This window comes from Azospirillum brasilense, assembly GCF_001315015.1.
GTDB lineage: Bacteria > Pseudomonadota > Alphaproteobacteria > Azospirillales > Azospirillaceae > Azospirillum > Azospirillum brasilense.
Window position 1 is genome coordinate 1,019,218 of sequence record NZ_CP012914.1, and the last position, 15,181, is coordinate 1,034,398.

Consider the following 15,181-nt stretch of genomic DNA (forward strand, 5'->3'; position numbering starts at 1 on the left):
TTTGTCGGGTATCGCACAGCCCGGGGCGATGGCCGGACGCGCGCAGCGCGTGCCGTCAACGGGCCAACACCTTGGCGGCTTCCTTGGTTTCCGAGACCGCCGACGCGATCTGGGTGATCGCGGAGTTGATGGCGCCGATGTTGTGGTCGACGGCGCTGACCGAGGCCGACGCGTTCTGCATGTTGGTGGACATGTCTCCGGTTACCGCGCTCTGCTCCTCCACCGCTCCGGCGGAGACGGTGACGAATTCCATCAGGTTGCTGGTGGCCTGACGGATGTTGCCCAGCGACGCGACCACGTCGGACGAGACGGCCTGCATGCCTTCGATCTCCTTGGAAATCTGGGCGGTCGCGTTGGCCGATTGGTTGGCGAGGTTCTTGACCTCGTTGGCGACGACCGCGAAGCCGCGCCCGGCCTCGCCGGCCCGCGCCGCCTCGATGGTGGCGTTGAGCGCCAGCAGGTTGATCTGGCTGGCGATGGAGCTGATCAGATCGACGATGCCGCCCATCGCCTTGGCGACCTCCGTCAGGCGTGCCGCCGCCCGGTCGGCGTTCCCCGTCTCGTCCATCGCGGTGCTCGCCGCTTGGCGGGAGCGGATCATGCTGTCGGCGATCTCCCGGGCCGACGCGGCGAGTTCCTCGGCACTGGCGGCGACGGTCTGGACGGTGCCTTGCGTCGCGCCGGACCGCTGGGCGGCGTCCTCGGCCTGCCGGCCGGCGGCGGAGAGCGCGGCGTCGATCTCGGTGAAGTTGTTGTCGATCAGCGCCTTCAACTGGTCCAGCAGTTCCACCTGGTGGGTGATGTCGGTGGCGAACTTGACGATCTTGGACAGCCGGTTGCTGGTGTCGAACACCGGGTTGTAGGACGCCTGAATCCACACAACGCGGCCGCCCTTGCCGATCCGCTTGTATTGGGCGGCCTGGAACCGGCCCTGCCGCAAGCTCTCCCAGAAGGCCCGGTAGTCCGCGCCGCCATGCTCCGCCGGATCGACGAAGGTGCTGTGATGGCGCCCCTCGATCTCCCGCAGCGTGTAGCCGAGCAGGGACAGGAAATTCTCATTGGCGGTGATGACCGTACCGTCGGGGGTGAATTCGATCACCGCCTGGGACTTGGAGATGGCCTCCGCCTTGCCCCGCAGATCGATGTGCTCCAGATGGCGCTCGGTGACATCGGTGCACACCTTCACCACCTTGTGGGTGACGCCCTGGCGGTTCTTGATCGGGTTGTAGGAGGCCTCGATCCAGACTTCCCGCCCGCCTTTACCGATGCGCTTGTAGAGGGAGGACTGGAACTCGCCGCGGCGCAGGCGTTCCCAGAAATCCTCGTAATCCAAGCTGCCGTGGAGTTTCGGGTCGACGAAGATGCGATGGTGCTTCCCTTTGATTTCCTCAAGATTGTAGCCCATACATCGGAGAAATTGATCATTCGCCGACAATATGTTGCCATATGTGTCAAAGGTGATGATGCCATTAGATTTGTCTAATGCGGCGGTTATTTCCGTTGCTTCCGTGTCTGCCGACCTTAGAAAGGCTTTAAAGGGCATGTTGATTGTCCTTATGGGGCAAGAAGGGAATGATGATTTGAGGTTATCGTCAATTTGCATAAAAAACAATTAATTGGCGTTCATGCGGCACCGTGGAGTGCCGTATCGTTTCGGCGATGATTGTATTCGCTAAGTTACGCCGTTTTGTCGATAGGTAATCGGGTGCAATTTTTTGTTGATATTGTGGGTATTTTGTCGGTAGTGGGTGCTTATGGCTCAAAGATTTCAGTGATGACTTTCTTCAATCGACGGGCATCGCGTGAGTCTGCGCAGAAGCAAAGAAAAATCATACGCCTTGCCACATTTCCATGAAAAGCTGTGGTGAGAGTGCGCCCGCAAAGAAAGTGGGAACAGGTGGCTTGGATGTTCCACCGGAAGAAATGCCTGCGCGGAGCCGCGTCCCTGCGATGGCAAGGGGCGCGGCTCCACAGGGCCATCGTCAGGGAACGATCACATAGTCGGGGTTGGCGATCGCGAAGACGGCGTCGCGGTCCGGCTGGGGCGGGTAGATCCACTTGGTGTTGATCTCGCGCTTAACCGCCTTGCCCTCCTCGCGGGTCAGCCGGACCTGCCGGTCCCAGCCCTCCGTGAAGAGCGCCCCCCAGGGACCGAGGTCGAGGCAGGTCACGTATTTGGGCTGGCTGTAGGGGTGGGTGGGCAGGCCGACCAGCTCCGCCGCGGCGTTGTGCCCGGCGACGCGCCCCAGGCTCAAAGCGTGCTGGCAGGACATGGCGGCGACGTTGCCGCGGTCGTCGGTGGCGGCCAGCGCCACGTCGCCGGTGACGAAGATGCCGTCGCTGCCGATCGCCCGCAGGAACGGATCGGCGGGAACGCGCCCGAACCGGTCATGCTCGCCGGTGATCTGCGCCGCCAACGGATTGGCGCGGGCTCCCGCCGTCCAGACGACGGTGGCGGCGGCGATGCGCTCGCCGGTGGAGGTGGTGACGCCCCCAGCGTCGACGGTGGCGACCGCCGTGCCGGCGACGATCTCCACGCCGCATTCGGCCAGTGCCTGCTCGATGACGGGGCGCGGCACGGGGCCGAGATCGGGTCCGATGGCCGGCGCCTGTTCGACCACCACGACGCGGACCTTGGCGTCCGCGCCCAGGATGGCGCGCAGCCGGTCCGGCATCTCCGCCGCCGTCTCGATCCCGGTGAAGCCGCCGCCGGCCACCACCACGGTGTTGCGCGCCGCCGTTTCCGGCTGGGCGGCCAGGGCCTTCAGATGGGCGTCCAGGGCGTGCGCGCTGTCCAACTGGTCGACGTTGAAGGCGTGCTCGGCGAGACCGGGAATGGGCGGGGTGAACAGGCGGCTGCCGGCGGCCAGGACGAAGCGGTCGTAGGGCAGGGTGAACCGGGCGCCGTCGGTGCCGGTGACGTCCACCGCGCGGCGGTCGGCGTGGATCGTTGTCACGACGCCGGGGACGTGGCGGACACCCACGGCCTCGAACAGCGCGGCGAGGTCCGGCGCCATGCCTTCCAGCACCGCCTCGTAGAGGCGGGGGCGGATGTGGAGCTGAGGGGTCGGCGAGACGACGGTGATCGCGACGTCGCCGTCGCGGCCGGCCAGCGCCACGGCGCGGGCGGCGGACAAGGCGGCCCACAATCCGGCGAAACCGGAACCGGCGATGACGATCTGCTGGGTCATGACTGTGTGTCCTTCTGAAAGCCGGACAGGAGTAGGCGTTCTGGCGCGCGGGTGCGCGGCAGCCATCCCGTCCGTCCGGCGGAGGTCCGGGAGGTGTTTCAGGGCATCGGGTGAGGCGTGATGGTTGGGCCGGCTAGGGTGGCCAGCTACGGTGTATGCCGTGTCCGTGACGCGGCGCGGGCGCTGAGGCGCGCGTCGATCCAGGTCTGGACGTCGCCCTGGAATTCCGGCGGGGCCTTGCGCCCAAAGGTTTCGCCGACGCTGGCCAGAGTCTCCTTGGCCAGCGTGTCGCGCATTGCCTTCTCGGCCTTCAGCATCACGGCGTGGATGGCGCAGACGCCGGAGGTCGCCCAGTCCGGCGGTCTGTCGTCGAAGACCGCGCAACGGCCGCGGATCTCCTGGCACTCGAACAGCGGCTTCTCGCCCTCGATGGCGTCGACGATGACGAGGAAGCTGATGTCTTCCGGCGCCTTGGCGAGGCGGTAACCGCCGCGCACCCCTTCGCTGGCCGTGACGATCCCCGCCTTCTCCAGCTTCGGAAAGATCTTGGCGAGGAAGGAGGGGGAGATTCCCTGCAATTCCGCCAGATCCCGGCTGCTCAGCGGCGTGTCGCCGGCGGCGGCCAGCCAGAGCAGGCAGTGGATGCCGTATTCGACGCTTGCGGTGAGGTGTGCCATGGCGTGGCCCGTCCAACGGTCTCGACAACACAGACCGTATCAGTCCGCGTTCCCAAGCGCAAGACGGAAAACGCGGATAATGTTTATCCGAGTTTATGGGCGAGGTGGCAGGCCGGACATGGAAAAGCCGGAGCCCACCTTGCGGTGGGCTCCGGCTCTCCGGGGAAGCGGCCGGGCGGGGGGATGGAGGCCCCGCGCCGGCCGGGGGAGATCAGCGCACCAGATCGAACGAGTAGTCGGTCTCGCCGACGATGTTCGTGTTGGCGTCCATATCCTCGAAGATCCGATCCAGGATGCGCACCAGCACGTTCAGAGCGCCCTGGTAGCCCCAGGTCGGATAACGGTGATGGTGGTGACGGTCGAAGATCGGGTAGGTCAGGCGGATGAGCGGGATCTTGGTGTCGCGCTCCAGATACTTGCCGTAGCTGTTGCCGATGATGTAGTCGACCTTGTCGGTGAACAGCAGCGAGCGCAGGTGCCAGAGGTCCTTGCCGCCGTAGGCCTTGCCGGACTTGCCGAACGGCGAGGCGTCGAGCACCTTCTGAACCTGCTTCTCCCACTTCTTCGAGCCGGAGGTGGACAGGATGTGCACCGGCTCGGCGCCCAGCTCCATCAGGAACTTCGACATGCCCAGGCAGAAGTCCGGGTCGCCGTACACGGCGAAGCGCTTGCCGTGCAGGTGGGTGTGGCTGTCGGCGATGGCGTCGACGAGACGGCCGCGCTCCAGCTTCAGCTCCGCCGGGACCGGCTTGCCGGACAGCTCGGCCAGCTTCATCAGAAGCTCGTCGGTGCCGGTGACGCCCATCGGGTAGTTGTACTTGGCGACCTGCTGGCCCTTCTCCTTGATGAACTGCAGGGACTGCGGGGTGCAGTATTCCTGCATGGAGATGGTGGCCTTGGCGTGGACGGCCTCCTTCGTGGCCTCCAGCGGGGTGCCGCCGTCATACATGCGGTACTCGCCGTCGGCCGGGGTGTCGAAGTTGTCCGACACGTCCGACAGGATGGTCATCTGGATGCCGAACAGGCCGGCGATGCGCTTCAGCTCGCGGTTGTTGCCGACCGCGAAACCGTCGAACCCCGGGATCAGGTTGATCGTCTCGTTCTTCGGGGTGTCGAAGTTCTCCGACGTGCCCCAGAAGTGGGTCAGAACACCCTTGATCATGTTGTCGTAGCCGACGATGTGGCTGCCGACGAAGGCCGGGGTGTGGGCGAAGGGAACCGGGAAATCCGCCGGGACGCTTTCCTTGTTCTTCGCGTTGTTGATGAAGCCGGAGAGGTCGTCGCCGATGACCTCGGCCATGCAGGTGGTCAGCACGGCGATCATCTTCGGCTTGTACAGCGCGTAGGCGTTGGCCAGGCCGTCGATCATGTTGTTCAGGCCGCCGAACACCGCCGCGTCTTCCGTCATCGACGAGGAAACCGCGGAGTTCGGCTCCTTGAAGTGGCGGGTGAGGTGCGTGCGGTAGTAGGCGACGCAGCCCTGCGAGCCATGGACGAAGGGCAGGGTGCCCTCGAAGCCCTGGGCCGCGAACATCGCGCCGATCGGCTGGCAGGCCTTCGTCGGGTTGATGACGACCGCCTCACGGGCGAAGTTCTTTTCCTTGTACTCTTCCGTCTTGGTCCACGCGGAAACCCGGGCGACCTCTTCGTCGGAGTGGCCGTACTCGAACTCCGTCTTCTTGCGCTCGAACAGCTCCTTGTATTCGGGCTGACGGAAGAGCGTGAAGTGGTCGATGACCTTGTCGGCGCTCTGGGAAACGGGGTGGGACATGCTCATTACTCCTATCTTCCAGAGGCCGCTTTAGAACGGAGCCTTCATGATGCCCCAGACGGGGTTGTTGATGGCCAGATCCATGTCGCGGGCGAAGATCGCGAAGCCGTCGTAGCCGTGATACGGACCCGAGTAATCCCAGGAGTGCATCTGGCGGAAGGGCAGGCCCATCTTCTGGAAGACGTACTTTTCCTTGATGCCCGAAGCGACGAGGTCCGGACGCATCAGTTCGACGAACTTCTCCAGTTCGAAGGCGGTGACGTCGTCGTAGATCAGCGTGCCTTCCTTCACATAGTGCTGGGTGCGCTGATAGTCGTCGTTGTGGGCGAACTCGTAACCCGTGCCGACGATCTCCATGCCCAGGTCATGGTAGGCGTCGACCACGTGGCGCGGACGCAGGCCGCCGACGTAGATCATCACCTTCTTGCCTTCGAGCCGCGGCTTGAACTTGGCGATGACGGCGTCGACCATCGGCTGGTACTTGGCGATGACCTTCTCCGCGTTCTCCTTGATGGTGTCATCGAAGAGAGCGGCGATCTTGCGCAGGGACTCGGCGATCTGCGACGGGCCGAAGAAGTTGTACTCCATCCACGGAATACCGAACTTCTCTTCCATGTGGCGCGCGATGTAGTTCATCGAGCGGTAGCAGTGGATGAGGTTCACCTTCGCCTTCGGCGTGTTCTCCAACTCGGCGAGCGTGCCGTCGCCCGACCACTGGGCGATCACGCGCAGGCCGATCTCTTCCAGCAGGATGCGGCTGGCCCAGGCGTCGCCACCGATGTTGTAGTCACCGATGATGGTGACGTCGTACGGGGTGGAGACGAAGCCTTCCTTCGGCTCGGTCTTCTCGAAGATCCAGTCGCGGATGACGTCGTTGGCGATGTGGTGGCCCAGCGACTGGGAGACGCCGCGGAAGCCTTCGCAACGGACCGGAACGACCGGCTTGCCCAGTTCCTCGGACTTGGCGCGGGCGACCGCCTCGATGTCGTCGCCGATCAGGCCGATCGGGCACTCGGACTGGATGGAGATGCCGTTGACGAGCGGGAACAGCTCGTTGATCTCCTCGATCACCTTGTGCAGCTTCTTGTCGCCGCCGAAGACGATGTCCTTCTCCTGGAAGTCGGAGGTGAAGTGCATCGTGCCCCAGCTGTCCACGCCGGTGTCGCCGACATAGTAGTTGCGGCGGCCGGACCAGGAGTAGTAGCCGCAGCCGACCGGGCCGTGGGAGATGTGGATCATGTCCTTGATCGGACCCCACACCACACCCTTGGAACCGGCGTAGGCGCAACCACGGATGGTCATCACACCGGGGATCGACTTGATGTTCGACTTGACGCCGCAGTCCTTCGCCTCGGCCTCCAGCACGTTCAGGTGCTTGGCGCGGCGCTTGCGCGACTTCTCGGGATACGCTTCGAGAACCTTGTCGACGAGACCCTTGACGTCGACGCCTTCGTTCACGGACAGGCTCATGGTGCCAGTCTCCTGCTGCACTCATTATCCGCGCTACTGCAGCGCGGGACCGAGCCCCCTCTCTCCCACCCCGCGCACAGGGGCGGGGTGGGCTGGGGAGGGGGCCAGTTCAGAACTGCGCCCCGTGGGGGACCCAGTTATCAGGCCTTGGCGGCTTCCTTGGCCTGGAGCTCGGCGAGCTGCTGCTCCTCCGACTTCATGATGCCGAAGTCCATCAGCATCTCTTCCAGCTCTTCCATCGTGATCGGGGTCGGGATGGTGCCCTTGCCCTTGTTCGCGTGGACCTTGTTGGCGAGCTGGCGGTATTCCTGGGCCTGCTGGCTGTCCGGCGCGTACTCGATCACCGTCATGCGGCGCAGCTCGGCGTGCTGCACGATGTTGTCGCGCGGCACGAAGTGGATGAGCTGGGTGCCGAGGCGGGCGGCCAGGGCGGAGGCGAGGTCGATTTCCTTGTCGGTCTGGCGCTCGTTGCAGATCAGGCCGCCGAGGCGCACGCCGCCGCTGTGGGCGTACTTCAGAATGCCCTTGGCGATGTTGTTGGCGGCGTAGAGCGCCATCATCTCACCGGACATGACGATGTAGATTTCCTGGGCCTTGTTCTCGCGGATGGGCATGGCGAAACCGCCGCACACCACGTCGCCCAGCACGTCGTAGGAGACGTAGTCCACGTCGTCGTAGGCGCCGTTCTCTTCCAGGAAGTTGATCGAGGTGATCACGCCGCGGCCGGCGCAGCCGACCCCCGGCTCCGGACCGCCGGACTCGACGCACTTGATGCCCTTGTAGCCGATCTTGAGAACGTCCTCGAGCTCCAGATCCTCGACCGAGCCGGCTTCGGCGGCGAGGTGCAGCACGGTGTCCTGCGCCTTGGCGTGCAGGATCAGGCGGGTCGAGTCGGCCTTCGGATCGCAGCCGACGATCAGGATCTTCTGATCCAGCTCGACCAGCGCGGCCAGGGTGTTCTGGGAGGTGGTGGACTTGCCGATACCGCCCTTACCGTAGAACGCAATCTGGCGCAAAGACATGGGAGGTTACTCCTTTGCTTGGGTCTACAGGGTGTCTTCAATTCCGGGGCGGCCTGCCCAGCGGCCGCTTCGACCCCTTCTCTGCATCCCCCGTGCCAGTTCGCGAAAAATTTTTAAATCATTGAAATTGAACAAGAAAATTGATTGCGGACGAGCGCGGTCCGCTTTGTCGGGCCTGTGACATACCCGACAAAGCCCGACATTTTGTCGGGTCTCTCGCAATGAAAAGGAAGGGATGGACGAATGTCGTCCGCCAGCGTCAGAGCCAGCGTCAGGCGGCGGCGTGGTTCAGCGCGTCGCGGGCGACGACGAGGCGCAGCGCCAACGCCTCCAACTCGTCGCCGTCCTGGCCCATGTCATAGAGAAGCTGGGCCAGCGACTGGCCGCGGGCGAGCAGGCGGCGCGCCTTGGCCGGGTCGGCGGGGCGGGCCAGCAGGATGCCGACGAGGCGCTCCCCGGCGATGCCGGCCAGCGCGCGGCTGCGTTCGGCCAGACGGCGTTCCAGCGTGTCGAGCACCGCCGGACGCCCGGCATGGTCGAGATCCGTGCAGAACTGGTGCAGGGAACGGAGCTGGCGCAGCAGCGCCTCGAACAGCAGCTCGTCGAGGTCGCCGCCGTTGGCCGCCTTTCCGACAAGATCGAACAGCGTGTCGGAAAGCCGCCACGCCGCCGACAGGCAATCGTTCATCGCCTTGCGGTCGGCGGGCTCGACGAAGGCGTTGGCCTCCTCGCGGTGCTCCTCCTGATCGTCCAGGTTCCGCAGGGCGACGACGAGCAGCCCGTCCACCGAGGCCAGCGCGGCGAGGCTGGCGTGCAGCGCCTTGATGCCGCGGTCGGCGCCGAAGCCGTCCATGGCCTCCGCTGCCCGGCGCAGCGCGTGGCGGGTGAGACGGCGCGACTGGTAGACGACGTCGCGCAGGGCGACGGTGGCGCCCAGCGTCTCCAGCATCAGCCGCCGCGCCTCGAAGCGCAGCAGAGCGTGGGCGAGGCTGTCCATGGCGCCGGCGGTGGCGCCTGCCGGGTCCTCTTCCGCGACCGCGACGGGCGCTTCGCCGCGGACCAGCCGGTCGGCGTCGGCGCGGGCGTCCGCCTCGATGGCCGACACCACCGACAGCACGGCGCCGCGCCCGGCGCCGCGCAGCAGGGCGACCAGGGCGCGCAGGGCGGTGGCCACCTCCAGCGCGCCGGGCAGCCCATCCTCGGCGGTGCCCTTGTTGTGGACGACGCGGTCGATCAGATGGTCGCGCAGGCGGGGCAGCAGGACGTCCAGGATGATCGGCGCGGTCGGGCGCAGCAGCGCTTCCAGCAGGCGGCCCTGCGGCTGGCCGAGCATGGCGGCCAGCGGGTTGACCGGCTTGGGCACCAGACGCGGGCGGTGGGGTTCCAGCAGGGCCAGCACCTCGTCGCCGCGCAGTGGGGTGATGGTGCCGCGCAGCAGCCGGGCGAGCGTCACGGCGTCGCGGGCTTCCTTGGCGCCACGCAGCGGAACCGGCGCCCGCCCCGAACGCATCGGCATCTTTTCCGAGACGGCGGAAGGAAGAAGAACGCGCGGAGGCTGTACCGCCCGGTTGCGCGTCTCCTGTTCCTTACGCTTCATCGGCCACATGGCCTTGCCTCGTCTTGCGGTGCACTGAATCCCGATTGAAGAACTATGGTGTCGTCTCATAATCCGTTCAAACGGATATTTTTAAGATATTTGGAGTAAGCCAAAAGTTGTTTCTGCTGTTTAATCGAATTGTTTTTGAATTCGAAATGTATTGCGGGTTGCGCGGCATCGCCCTGCGGTGACGCGAACCCTTGGCGGACGCGCCGGTTCGCGGTATCCATGAAAGAATTGTGGATTTGAGAGCGCGATGGCGGACGGTTCGGCGAGCGGTGGCTTGAGGGATGCGCGGGGGCGGCTGATCGATCCGGATTCGCCGCTGGCGCTGAAGGCGCATCGCACCAACCTGCTGAACGTGACGGCGGACACGCTGTGCGCGGAGTCCTTCAACGACGAGCCGCGGCGCCTGCGCATCGGCGGCACGCGCAGCGAACACGCCGTGCTGTTCGAGGCGCTCGACGAGAGCCCGAACAGCCTGATCGCCGCCGACATATTCCAGCACTACATGGCCTTCACCTTCGGGCTGAACCCGGACTTCTCCGGCGCCGAGGGCACGGACGGGCGGCGGCGCTACCGCGCCAGCTACCTGCGCCTGCTGAAGGGCTGGCTGTTCGACAGCAACAACGCCGAAGGTGCGGTGCTGAAGGGCTGGGTGGAGAGCCGCTTCGGCCTGCTGCCCACCTATCACAAGGAACCGATCCTCCGCTTCGCCTCCGACGCGTGGCGGACCTACGGCGAGGAGAAGGTCGCCACCCGCTTCCACAACAACAACATCAACCTGCAGCTCGACCTGCTGTACGAGTATTGCCAGTGGTGGATGCGCCGCGGCTGGCCGGACGCGCCGATGCCGTCCCGCGCCAGCCACATCCGGCTCTACCGCGGCGTCAACGATTTCGAGGAGCACCACATCGTCGCGCGCCCCGACAAGCGCACGGCGGTTCTGCGCCTCAACAACCTCAGCTCCTTTTCCATCGAGCGCGACATCGCCGGCCAGTTCGGGGACTACATCCTCGAAACCTGGGTGCCGCTCACCAAGGTGGTTTTCTTCCGCGACATCCTGCCCCGTTACCCTTTCAAGGGGGAGGGCGAGTATCTGGTCGTCGGCGGGGACTACAGGGTGGGGGTGTCGCTTCTCTGACAACCGATCACGGGACAGATCCGGCCCATGACTGACCATTCCATCCGCTCGCGCGCGCTGGGCGCCTATCTCGGGCTGGCCTGCGGCGACGCGCTGGGCGCCACCGTCGAGTTTCTGACAAAGGGCGAGATCGCCCACCAATACGGCGTGCACAAGCACATCAAGGGCGGCGGCTGGCTGAAGCTGCCCGCCGGGCAGGTGACCGACGACACCGAGATGTCGATCCATCTCGGCCGCGCCATCCTGGCCGCCCCGGAGTGGGACGCCCGCCGCGCGGCGGAGGAGTTCGCCGTCTGGCTGAAGGGCGTTCCCGTCGATGTCGGGGACACGACACGGCGCGGCATCCGCCGCTTCATCATGCACGGCACCCTGTCGGAGCCGGAGAGCGAGTATCACGCCGGCAACGGGGCGGCGATGCGCAACCTGCCGGTCGCCCTGGCGACGCTGGGCGACGACGCGGCCTTCGAGCGCTGGACGGTGGAGCAGGCGCACATCACCCACTGCAACGCGATGTCCGACGCGGCGACCCTGACGCTCGGCCATATGGTCCGCCGTCTGGTGCTGGGGGGCGATGTGCGCGACGTGCGCGACGAGTCGAACAAGCTCATCGCGAAGCACCGGCAGTTCAAGTTCCAGCCCTACCGGGGCCTCGCCACCGCCTACATCGTCGATACGATGCAGACGGTCATGCACTATTATTTCCAGACCGATTCCGTGGAATCCTGCGTCGTCGAGACCGTCAACCAGGGCGGCGACGCCGACACCACCGGCGCCATCGCCGGCATGCTGGCCGGCGCCACTTACGGGGTGGAGACCATCCCGCCGCGCTGGCTGCGCAAGCTCGACCGCGACGTCTACAACGAAATCTGCGCCCAGGTGGACGGGCTGCTCGCCCGCGCCCCGGCGCTCAAGCAGGGGTGACCGCGACCATGGCCGACGTGATCTTCTTCGAAAAGCCCGGCTGCGCCGGCAACAATCGCCAGAAGGCGCTGCTGGCGGAGGCCGGGCACACCGTCCACGCCCGCGACCTGCTGTCCGAACCCTGGACGGCGGACCGTCTGCGCTCCTTCTTCGGCGACCGTCCGGTGGCCGAGTGGTTCAACCGCGCCGCCCCGGCGGTGAAGAGCGGGGAGGTCGATCCGGACGCGCTGGACGAGGCTGCCGCCCTGGCGCTGATGCTGAGGACGCCGCTGCTGATCCGCCGTCCGCTGATGCAGGTGGGTGACCGCCGCGACTGCGGCTTCGAGGCGGAGCGGGTGGACGCCTGGATCGGGCTGGCCGCCGGAGCGCCGGAGGGCAAGCTGGAAGGCTGCGCCCGCGCCGGGATGCCGCCCTGCCCACCACCCAAGACAACCGATTGACGATTTTGCTGCTCCGTTGGAGGACAAGAACCGACACGGATTTCACGGATCAAAGCCGGATTTCACGGAATCCGCCGGATCGGCGCATGTGGCCTTACGTTGCGCATCCCGCGATCGGACGGTTCCGTGAAATCCGTGTCTCTATCCGTGCAATCCGTGTCGATTCTTGTCCGCCTTTGCCGCGCGCTGCGTTCAGGCGATCACTGAGTCCACCACCCGCAAAGGGGTGACGGGACAACCCGGACTGTCGTAGGTTTGCCCCCGTCCTGTTTGAAACCCGACATTTCAGCGATGGGGGCCGATCCATGTGCGAACTCCTGGGCATGAGCGCCAACGTGCCCACGGACATCTGCTTCAGCTTTCGCGGCCTGATGCGCCGCGGCGGGCAGACCGGTCCGCACCGCGACGGCTGGGGGATTGCCTTCTACGAGGGGAAGGGCTGCCGCGCCTTCCACGACCCGGCGCCGAGCTGCGAGTCGGAGATCGCGCGGCTGGTCAGCAGCTATTCGATCAAGTCCTGCGTGGTGATCTCCCACATCCGCCGCGCCAATCGCGGCCGGGTGTCGCTGGAGAACACCCACCCCTTCACGCGGGAGCTGTGGGGCCGCGTCTGGACCTTCGCCCACAACGGCCAGCTCAAGGGCATCAAGGACCGGACGCTGACCTTCTACGAGCCGGTCGGGACGACGGACAGCGAGCACGCCTTCTGCTGGCTGCTCGACCAGATCCGCATGCAGTATCCGGAGCCGCCCAAGAGCAGCGGCGCCCTGATGCGGCTGATCCGCGACCTCGCCACCGACCTCGGCACGCTGGGCGTCTTCAACATGCTGCTCAGCGACGGGCGGTACCTGTGGTGCCACTGCGCGACCAACCTCGCCTGGCTGACGCGGAAGGCCCCCTTCGGCCCGGCGACGCTGATCGACGAGGACATGAGCGTCGATTTCGCCAAGGAGACGACGCCCGACGACGTGGTGACGGTCGTCGCCACCCGCCCCCTGACCCGCGACGAGAATTGGACCGTCATGAAGGGGGGAGAGATGGTCGTGTTCAAGGGCGGCAATCGGGTGCGCTGACCGGGGATTGTTCTGTTCCGTGCAACGAAGATTGGCGAAATCGGGGCTCAATCGATTGGCGTAAGCGGGCTTATGGTCACTCCCGAGACAAACCGAAGCGGTGACGGTGCCGGCCCGGCGCCCCGCTTCCCGGACAGGAAGACGTGACCATGAAGATCCTTCGCATCGACTCCAGCCCGCTGGGCGACGCCTCCGTTTCCCGCCAGCTCACCGCCTCGATCGTCGCGGCGCTGCGCCAGGGGACTCCGGACGCCGAGGTTTCCGTCCGCGACCTCACCGTCGCTCCGCCGGACCACCTGACCGGCGAGCTGATGCAGGTGGTGAAGTTCCGCAATCTGGAGGGCCTGACCGCCCGCCAGCAAGAGGAGCTGGCCCTGACCGACGCGCTGGTCGACGAGTTCCTGGCCGCCGACGTCGTGGTGATCGGCGCCCCGATGTACAATTTCACGGTCCCGACCCAGCTCAAGGCCTGGATCGATCGCATCGCCCAGGCGGGCCGCACCTTCCGCTACACCGAGACCGGCCCGGTCGGCCTGGCCGGCGGCAAGAAGGTCTATATCGCCTCGACGCGCGGCGGCGTTTACTCGACCAACGCCGCGATGAGCGCGCTGGATCATCAGGAGGCCTTCCTGCGCACGGTGCTGGGCTTCCTGGGCGTCACCGACGTGACGGTGATCCGCGCCGAGGGCGTCGGCATGGGTCCGGACGCCCGCGCCAAGGCGCTGGCCGCCGCCCAACAGGAAATCGACGCCCTGGCGACCCCGGTCGCGGCGTAAAAGGTGACTGTCCCCTCTCCCCTCCGGGGAGAGGGTTAGGGTGAGGGGGGTGCGCGTGTCGGAGCGTCCGGCACAAGCGCAACCCCCTCACCCGGCCCTTCGGGCCACCCTCTCCCCAGAGGGGAGAGGGGAGCTTCGCGACGCGCTCGCTTTAATTGGCCCCCATCGCCTCGCTGATCCGCCGGACGGCCTCGTCCAGGGGCAGGTCGAGGCGGGTGATGTTCTGCAGCTCCAGGAAGCGCGCCTCGTTCTTCGACAGCTCGCCCTCGATCACCGCCCAGTGCTTGTCCGACGAGCGCTTGGCGATCTGGCGGGCGAAGGTGCGCTGGATTTCCTGGTCGAAGCGGCAGCCGAGATAGAGGAAGCTCCGGCCCGCCCGTCGTTCCTGCACGACGGCGGGAATCGGCGTCTGAATGTCGATCTCCGTGAGGATCTCGACAAAGTCGCTGTCGGAAATCAGGTAGTTCCCCGCCGGGGCGGCGCTGCCCGACGGCTTGTAGAGCAGGGTCTCCCAGCCGGATGCCGCGGCGGCTTCGACCTCCGCGCCGCCCGGCGCGTAGTATTTCACCCATTCGCCGACGCCCTGCGGGTGGGACAGTCCCTGGATCTGGCCCCAGCTCCGGTCCGGAGCGGCGGTCAGCAGGCTTTCCAGCGTGTTGTCGTACCAAACATCGACGATCATCGGCGGTGCGGGCAGGGTGGCCAGCCACGCGTGAACCGGCGTCGCCGGGACCTCGCGCTTGAAGATCTCGTTCAAAATGCCGTCCAGCGTCTTGCGGTGGCGCCGCGATTCGATGAACTGGGCGACAGCGGTCAGCTGGCTGCGGATGCGGCCCGGTGCGGCGACCTTGGCGTTCAGCCGTTGCGCCAGTTCCAGCGAGGTGTGCGGGATCGGGCAGTCGGCCTCCGGCAGCAGCGCGAAGGCGCCCGGCCCGAGATAGGGCACCGCGCCCCGCGCCTTCAGCGCCGTGGCGATCTCCGCGATGATGGTATCGGTGTCCGTGCTGTCGATGACGGCGGTGTCGGTCATGCTTAACCCCGTTCGGCTGGCGTTTGCCCCCTCCCTGGCCCTCCCCCGCCGGGCGGGGGAGGGGATAAA

At 66.1% G+C, this 15,181-nt stretch carries 13 protein-coding genes; 5 read left to right on the forward strand and 8 right to left on the reverse strand.

Going from position 1 to position 15,181, the window contains the following annotated elements; all coding sequences use genetic code 11:
- Positions 1 to 55 precede the first annotated feature (55 nt).
- The 7 genes from AMK58_RS04640 to AMK58_RS04670 all read right to left on the reverse strand — a co-directional run bounded on the left by AMK58_RS04640 (position 56) and on the right by AMK58_RS04670 (position 9,647).
- Positions 56 to 1,543, reverse strand: a complete 1,488-nt coding sequence (locus tag AMK58_RS04640; protein ID WP_051140147.1) for a methyl-accepting chemotaxis protein — start codon at positions 1,541 to 1,543, stop codon at positions 56 to 58.
- A 439-nt stretch (positions 1,544 to 1,982) separates the two neighbouring features.
- On the reverse strand, positions 1,983 to 3,191 hold the full coding sequence (locus AMK58_RS04645) for an NAD(P)/FAD-dependent oxidoreductase (protein ID WP_035672284.1): 1,209 nt from the start codon (positions 3,189 to 3,191) through the stop codon (positions 1,983 to 1,985).
- A 146-nt stretch (positions 3,192 to 3,337) separates the two neighbouring features.
- On the reverse strand, positions 3,338 to 3,868 hold the full coding sequence (locus tag AMK58_RS04650) for an RrF2 family transcriptional regulator (RefSeq protein ID WP_035672287.1): 531 nt from the start codon (positions 3,866 to 3,868) through the stop codon (positions 3,338 to 3,340).
- A 211-nt stretch (positions 3,869 to 4,079) separates the two neighbouring features.
- Complete coding sequence (nifK, locus tag AMK58_RS04655) at positions 4,080 to 5,639, reverse strand: nitrogenase molybdenum-iron protein subunit beta (RefSeq protein WP_035672317.1); 1,560 nt, start codon at positions 5,637 to 5,639, stop codon at positions 4,080 to 4,082.
- Between the two features lie 30 nt (positions 5,640 to 5,669).
- Positions 5,670 to 7,109: a nitrogenase molybdenum-iron protein alpha chain gene (gene nifD, locus AMK58_RS04660; RefSeq protein WP_035672289.1), complete on the reverse strand. Its 1,440-nt coding sequence runs from the start codon at positions 7,107 to 7,109 to the stop codon at positions 5,670 to 5,672.
- A 140-nt stretch (positions 7,110 to 7,249) separates the two neighbouring features.
- The gene (nifH, locus tag AMK58_RS04665) at positions 7,250 to 8,131 is read right to left on the reverse strand and encodes a nitrogenase iron protein (protein ID WP_014239786.1); all 882 of its coding nucleotides are present in this window, start codon (positions 8,129 to 8,131) and stop codon (positions 7,250 to 7,252) included.
- 271 nt (positions 8,132 to 8,402) lie between these two features.
- Entirely contained in the window at positions 8,403 to 9,647 is a 1,245-nt protein-coding gene (locus AMK58_RS04670; RefSeq protein ID WP_236778180.1) for a hypothetical protein, read from the reverse strand.
- 337 nt (positions 9,648 to 9,984) lie between these two features.
- On the opposite strand from AMK58_RS04670, the gene AMK58_RS04675 reads away from it, so the two are divergent.
- The 5 genes from AMK58_RS04675 (at position 9,985) to AMK58_RS04695 (ending at position 14,082) form a co-directional block, all read left to right on the forward strand.
- Positions 9,985 to 10,872, forward strand: a complete 888-nt coding sequence (locus AMK58_RS04675) for an NAD(+)--dinitrogen-reductase ADP-D-ribosyltransferase (protein ID WP_035672235.1) — start codon at positions 9,985 to 9,987, stop codon at positions 10,870 to 10,872.
- A gap of 27 nt (positions 10,873 to 10,899) precedes the next feature.
- On the forward strand, positions 10,900 to 11,793 hold the full coding sequence (draG, locus tag AMK58_RS04680; RefSeq protein WP_035672240.1) for an ADP-ribosyl-[dinitrogen reductase] hydrolase: 894 nt from the start codon (positions 10,900 to 10,902) through the stop codon (positions 11,791 to 11,793).
- 8 nt (positions 11,794 to 11,801) lie between these two features.
- On the forward strand, positions 11,802 to 12,233 hold the full coding sequence (locus AMK58_RS04685; protein ID WP_035672291.1) for an ArsC/Spx/MgsR family protein: 432 nt from the start codon (positions 11,802 to 11,804) through the stop codon (positions 12,231 to 12,233).
- A gap of 305 nt (positions 12,234 to 12,538) precedes the next feature.
- Positions 12,539 to 13,306, forward strand: a complete 768-nt coding sequence (locus tag AMK58_RS04690) for a class II glutamine amidotransferase (RefSeq protein WP_035672244.1) — start codon at positions 12,539 to 12,541, stop codon at positions 13,304 to 13,306.
- Between the two features lie 149 nt (positions 13,307 to 13,455).
- On the forward strand, positions 13,456 to 14,082 hold the full coding sequence (locus tag AMK58_RS04695; RefSeq protein WP_035672246.1) for an FMN-dependent NADH-azoreductase: 627 nt from the start codon (positions 13,456 to 13,458) through the stop codon (positions 14,080 to 14,082).
- Positions 14,083 to 14,233: 151 nt separating this feature from the next.
- On the opposite strand, the gene AMK58_RS04700 is transcribed toward AMK58_RS04695, so the two are convergent.
- Entirely contained in the window at positions 14,234 to 15,112 is an 879-nt protein-coding gene (locus AMK58_RS04700) for an SIR2 family protein (RefSeq protein WP_079285660.1), read from the reverse strand.
- Between the last annotated feature and the right edge of the window lie 69 nt (positions 15,113 to 15,181).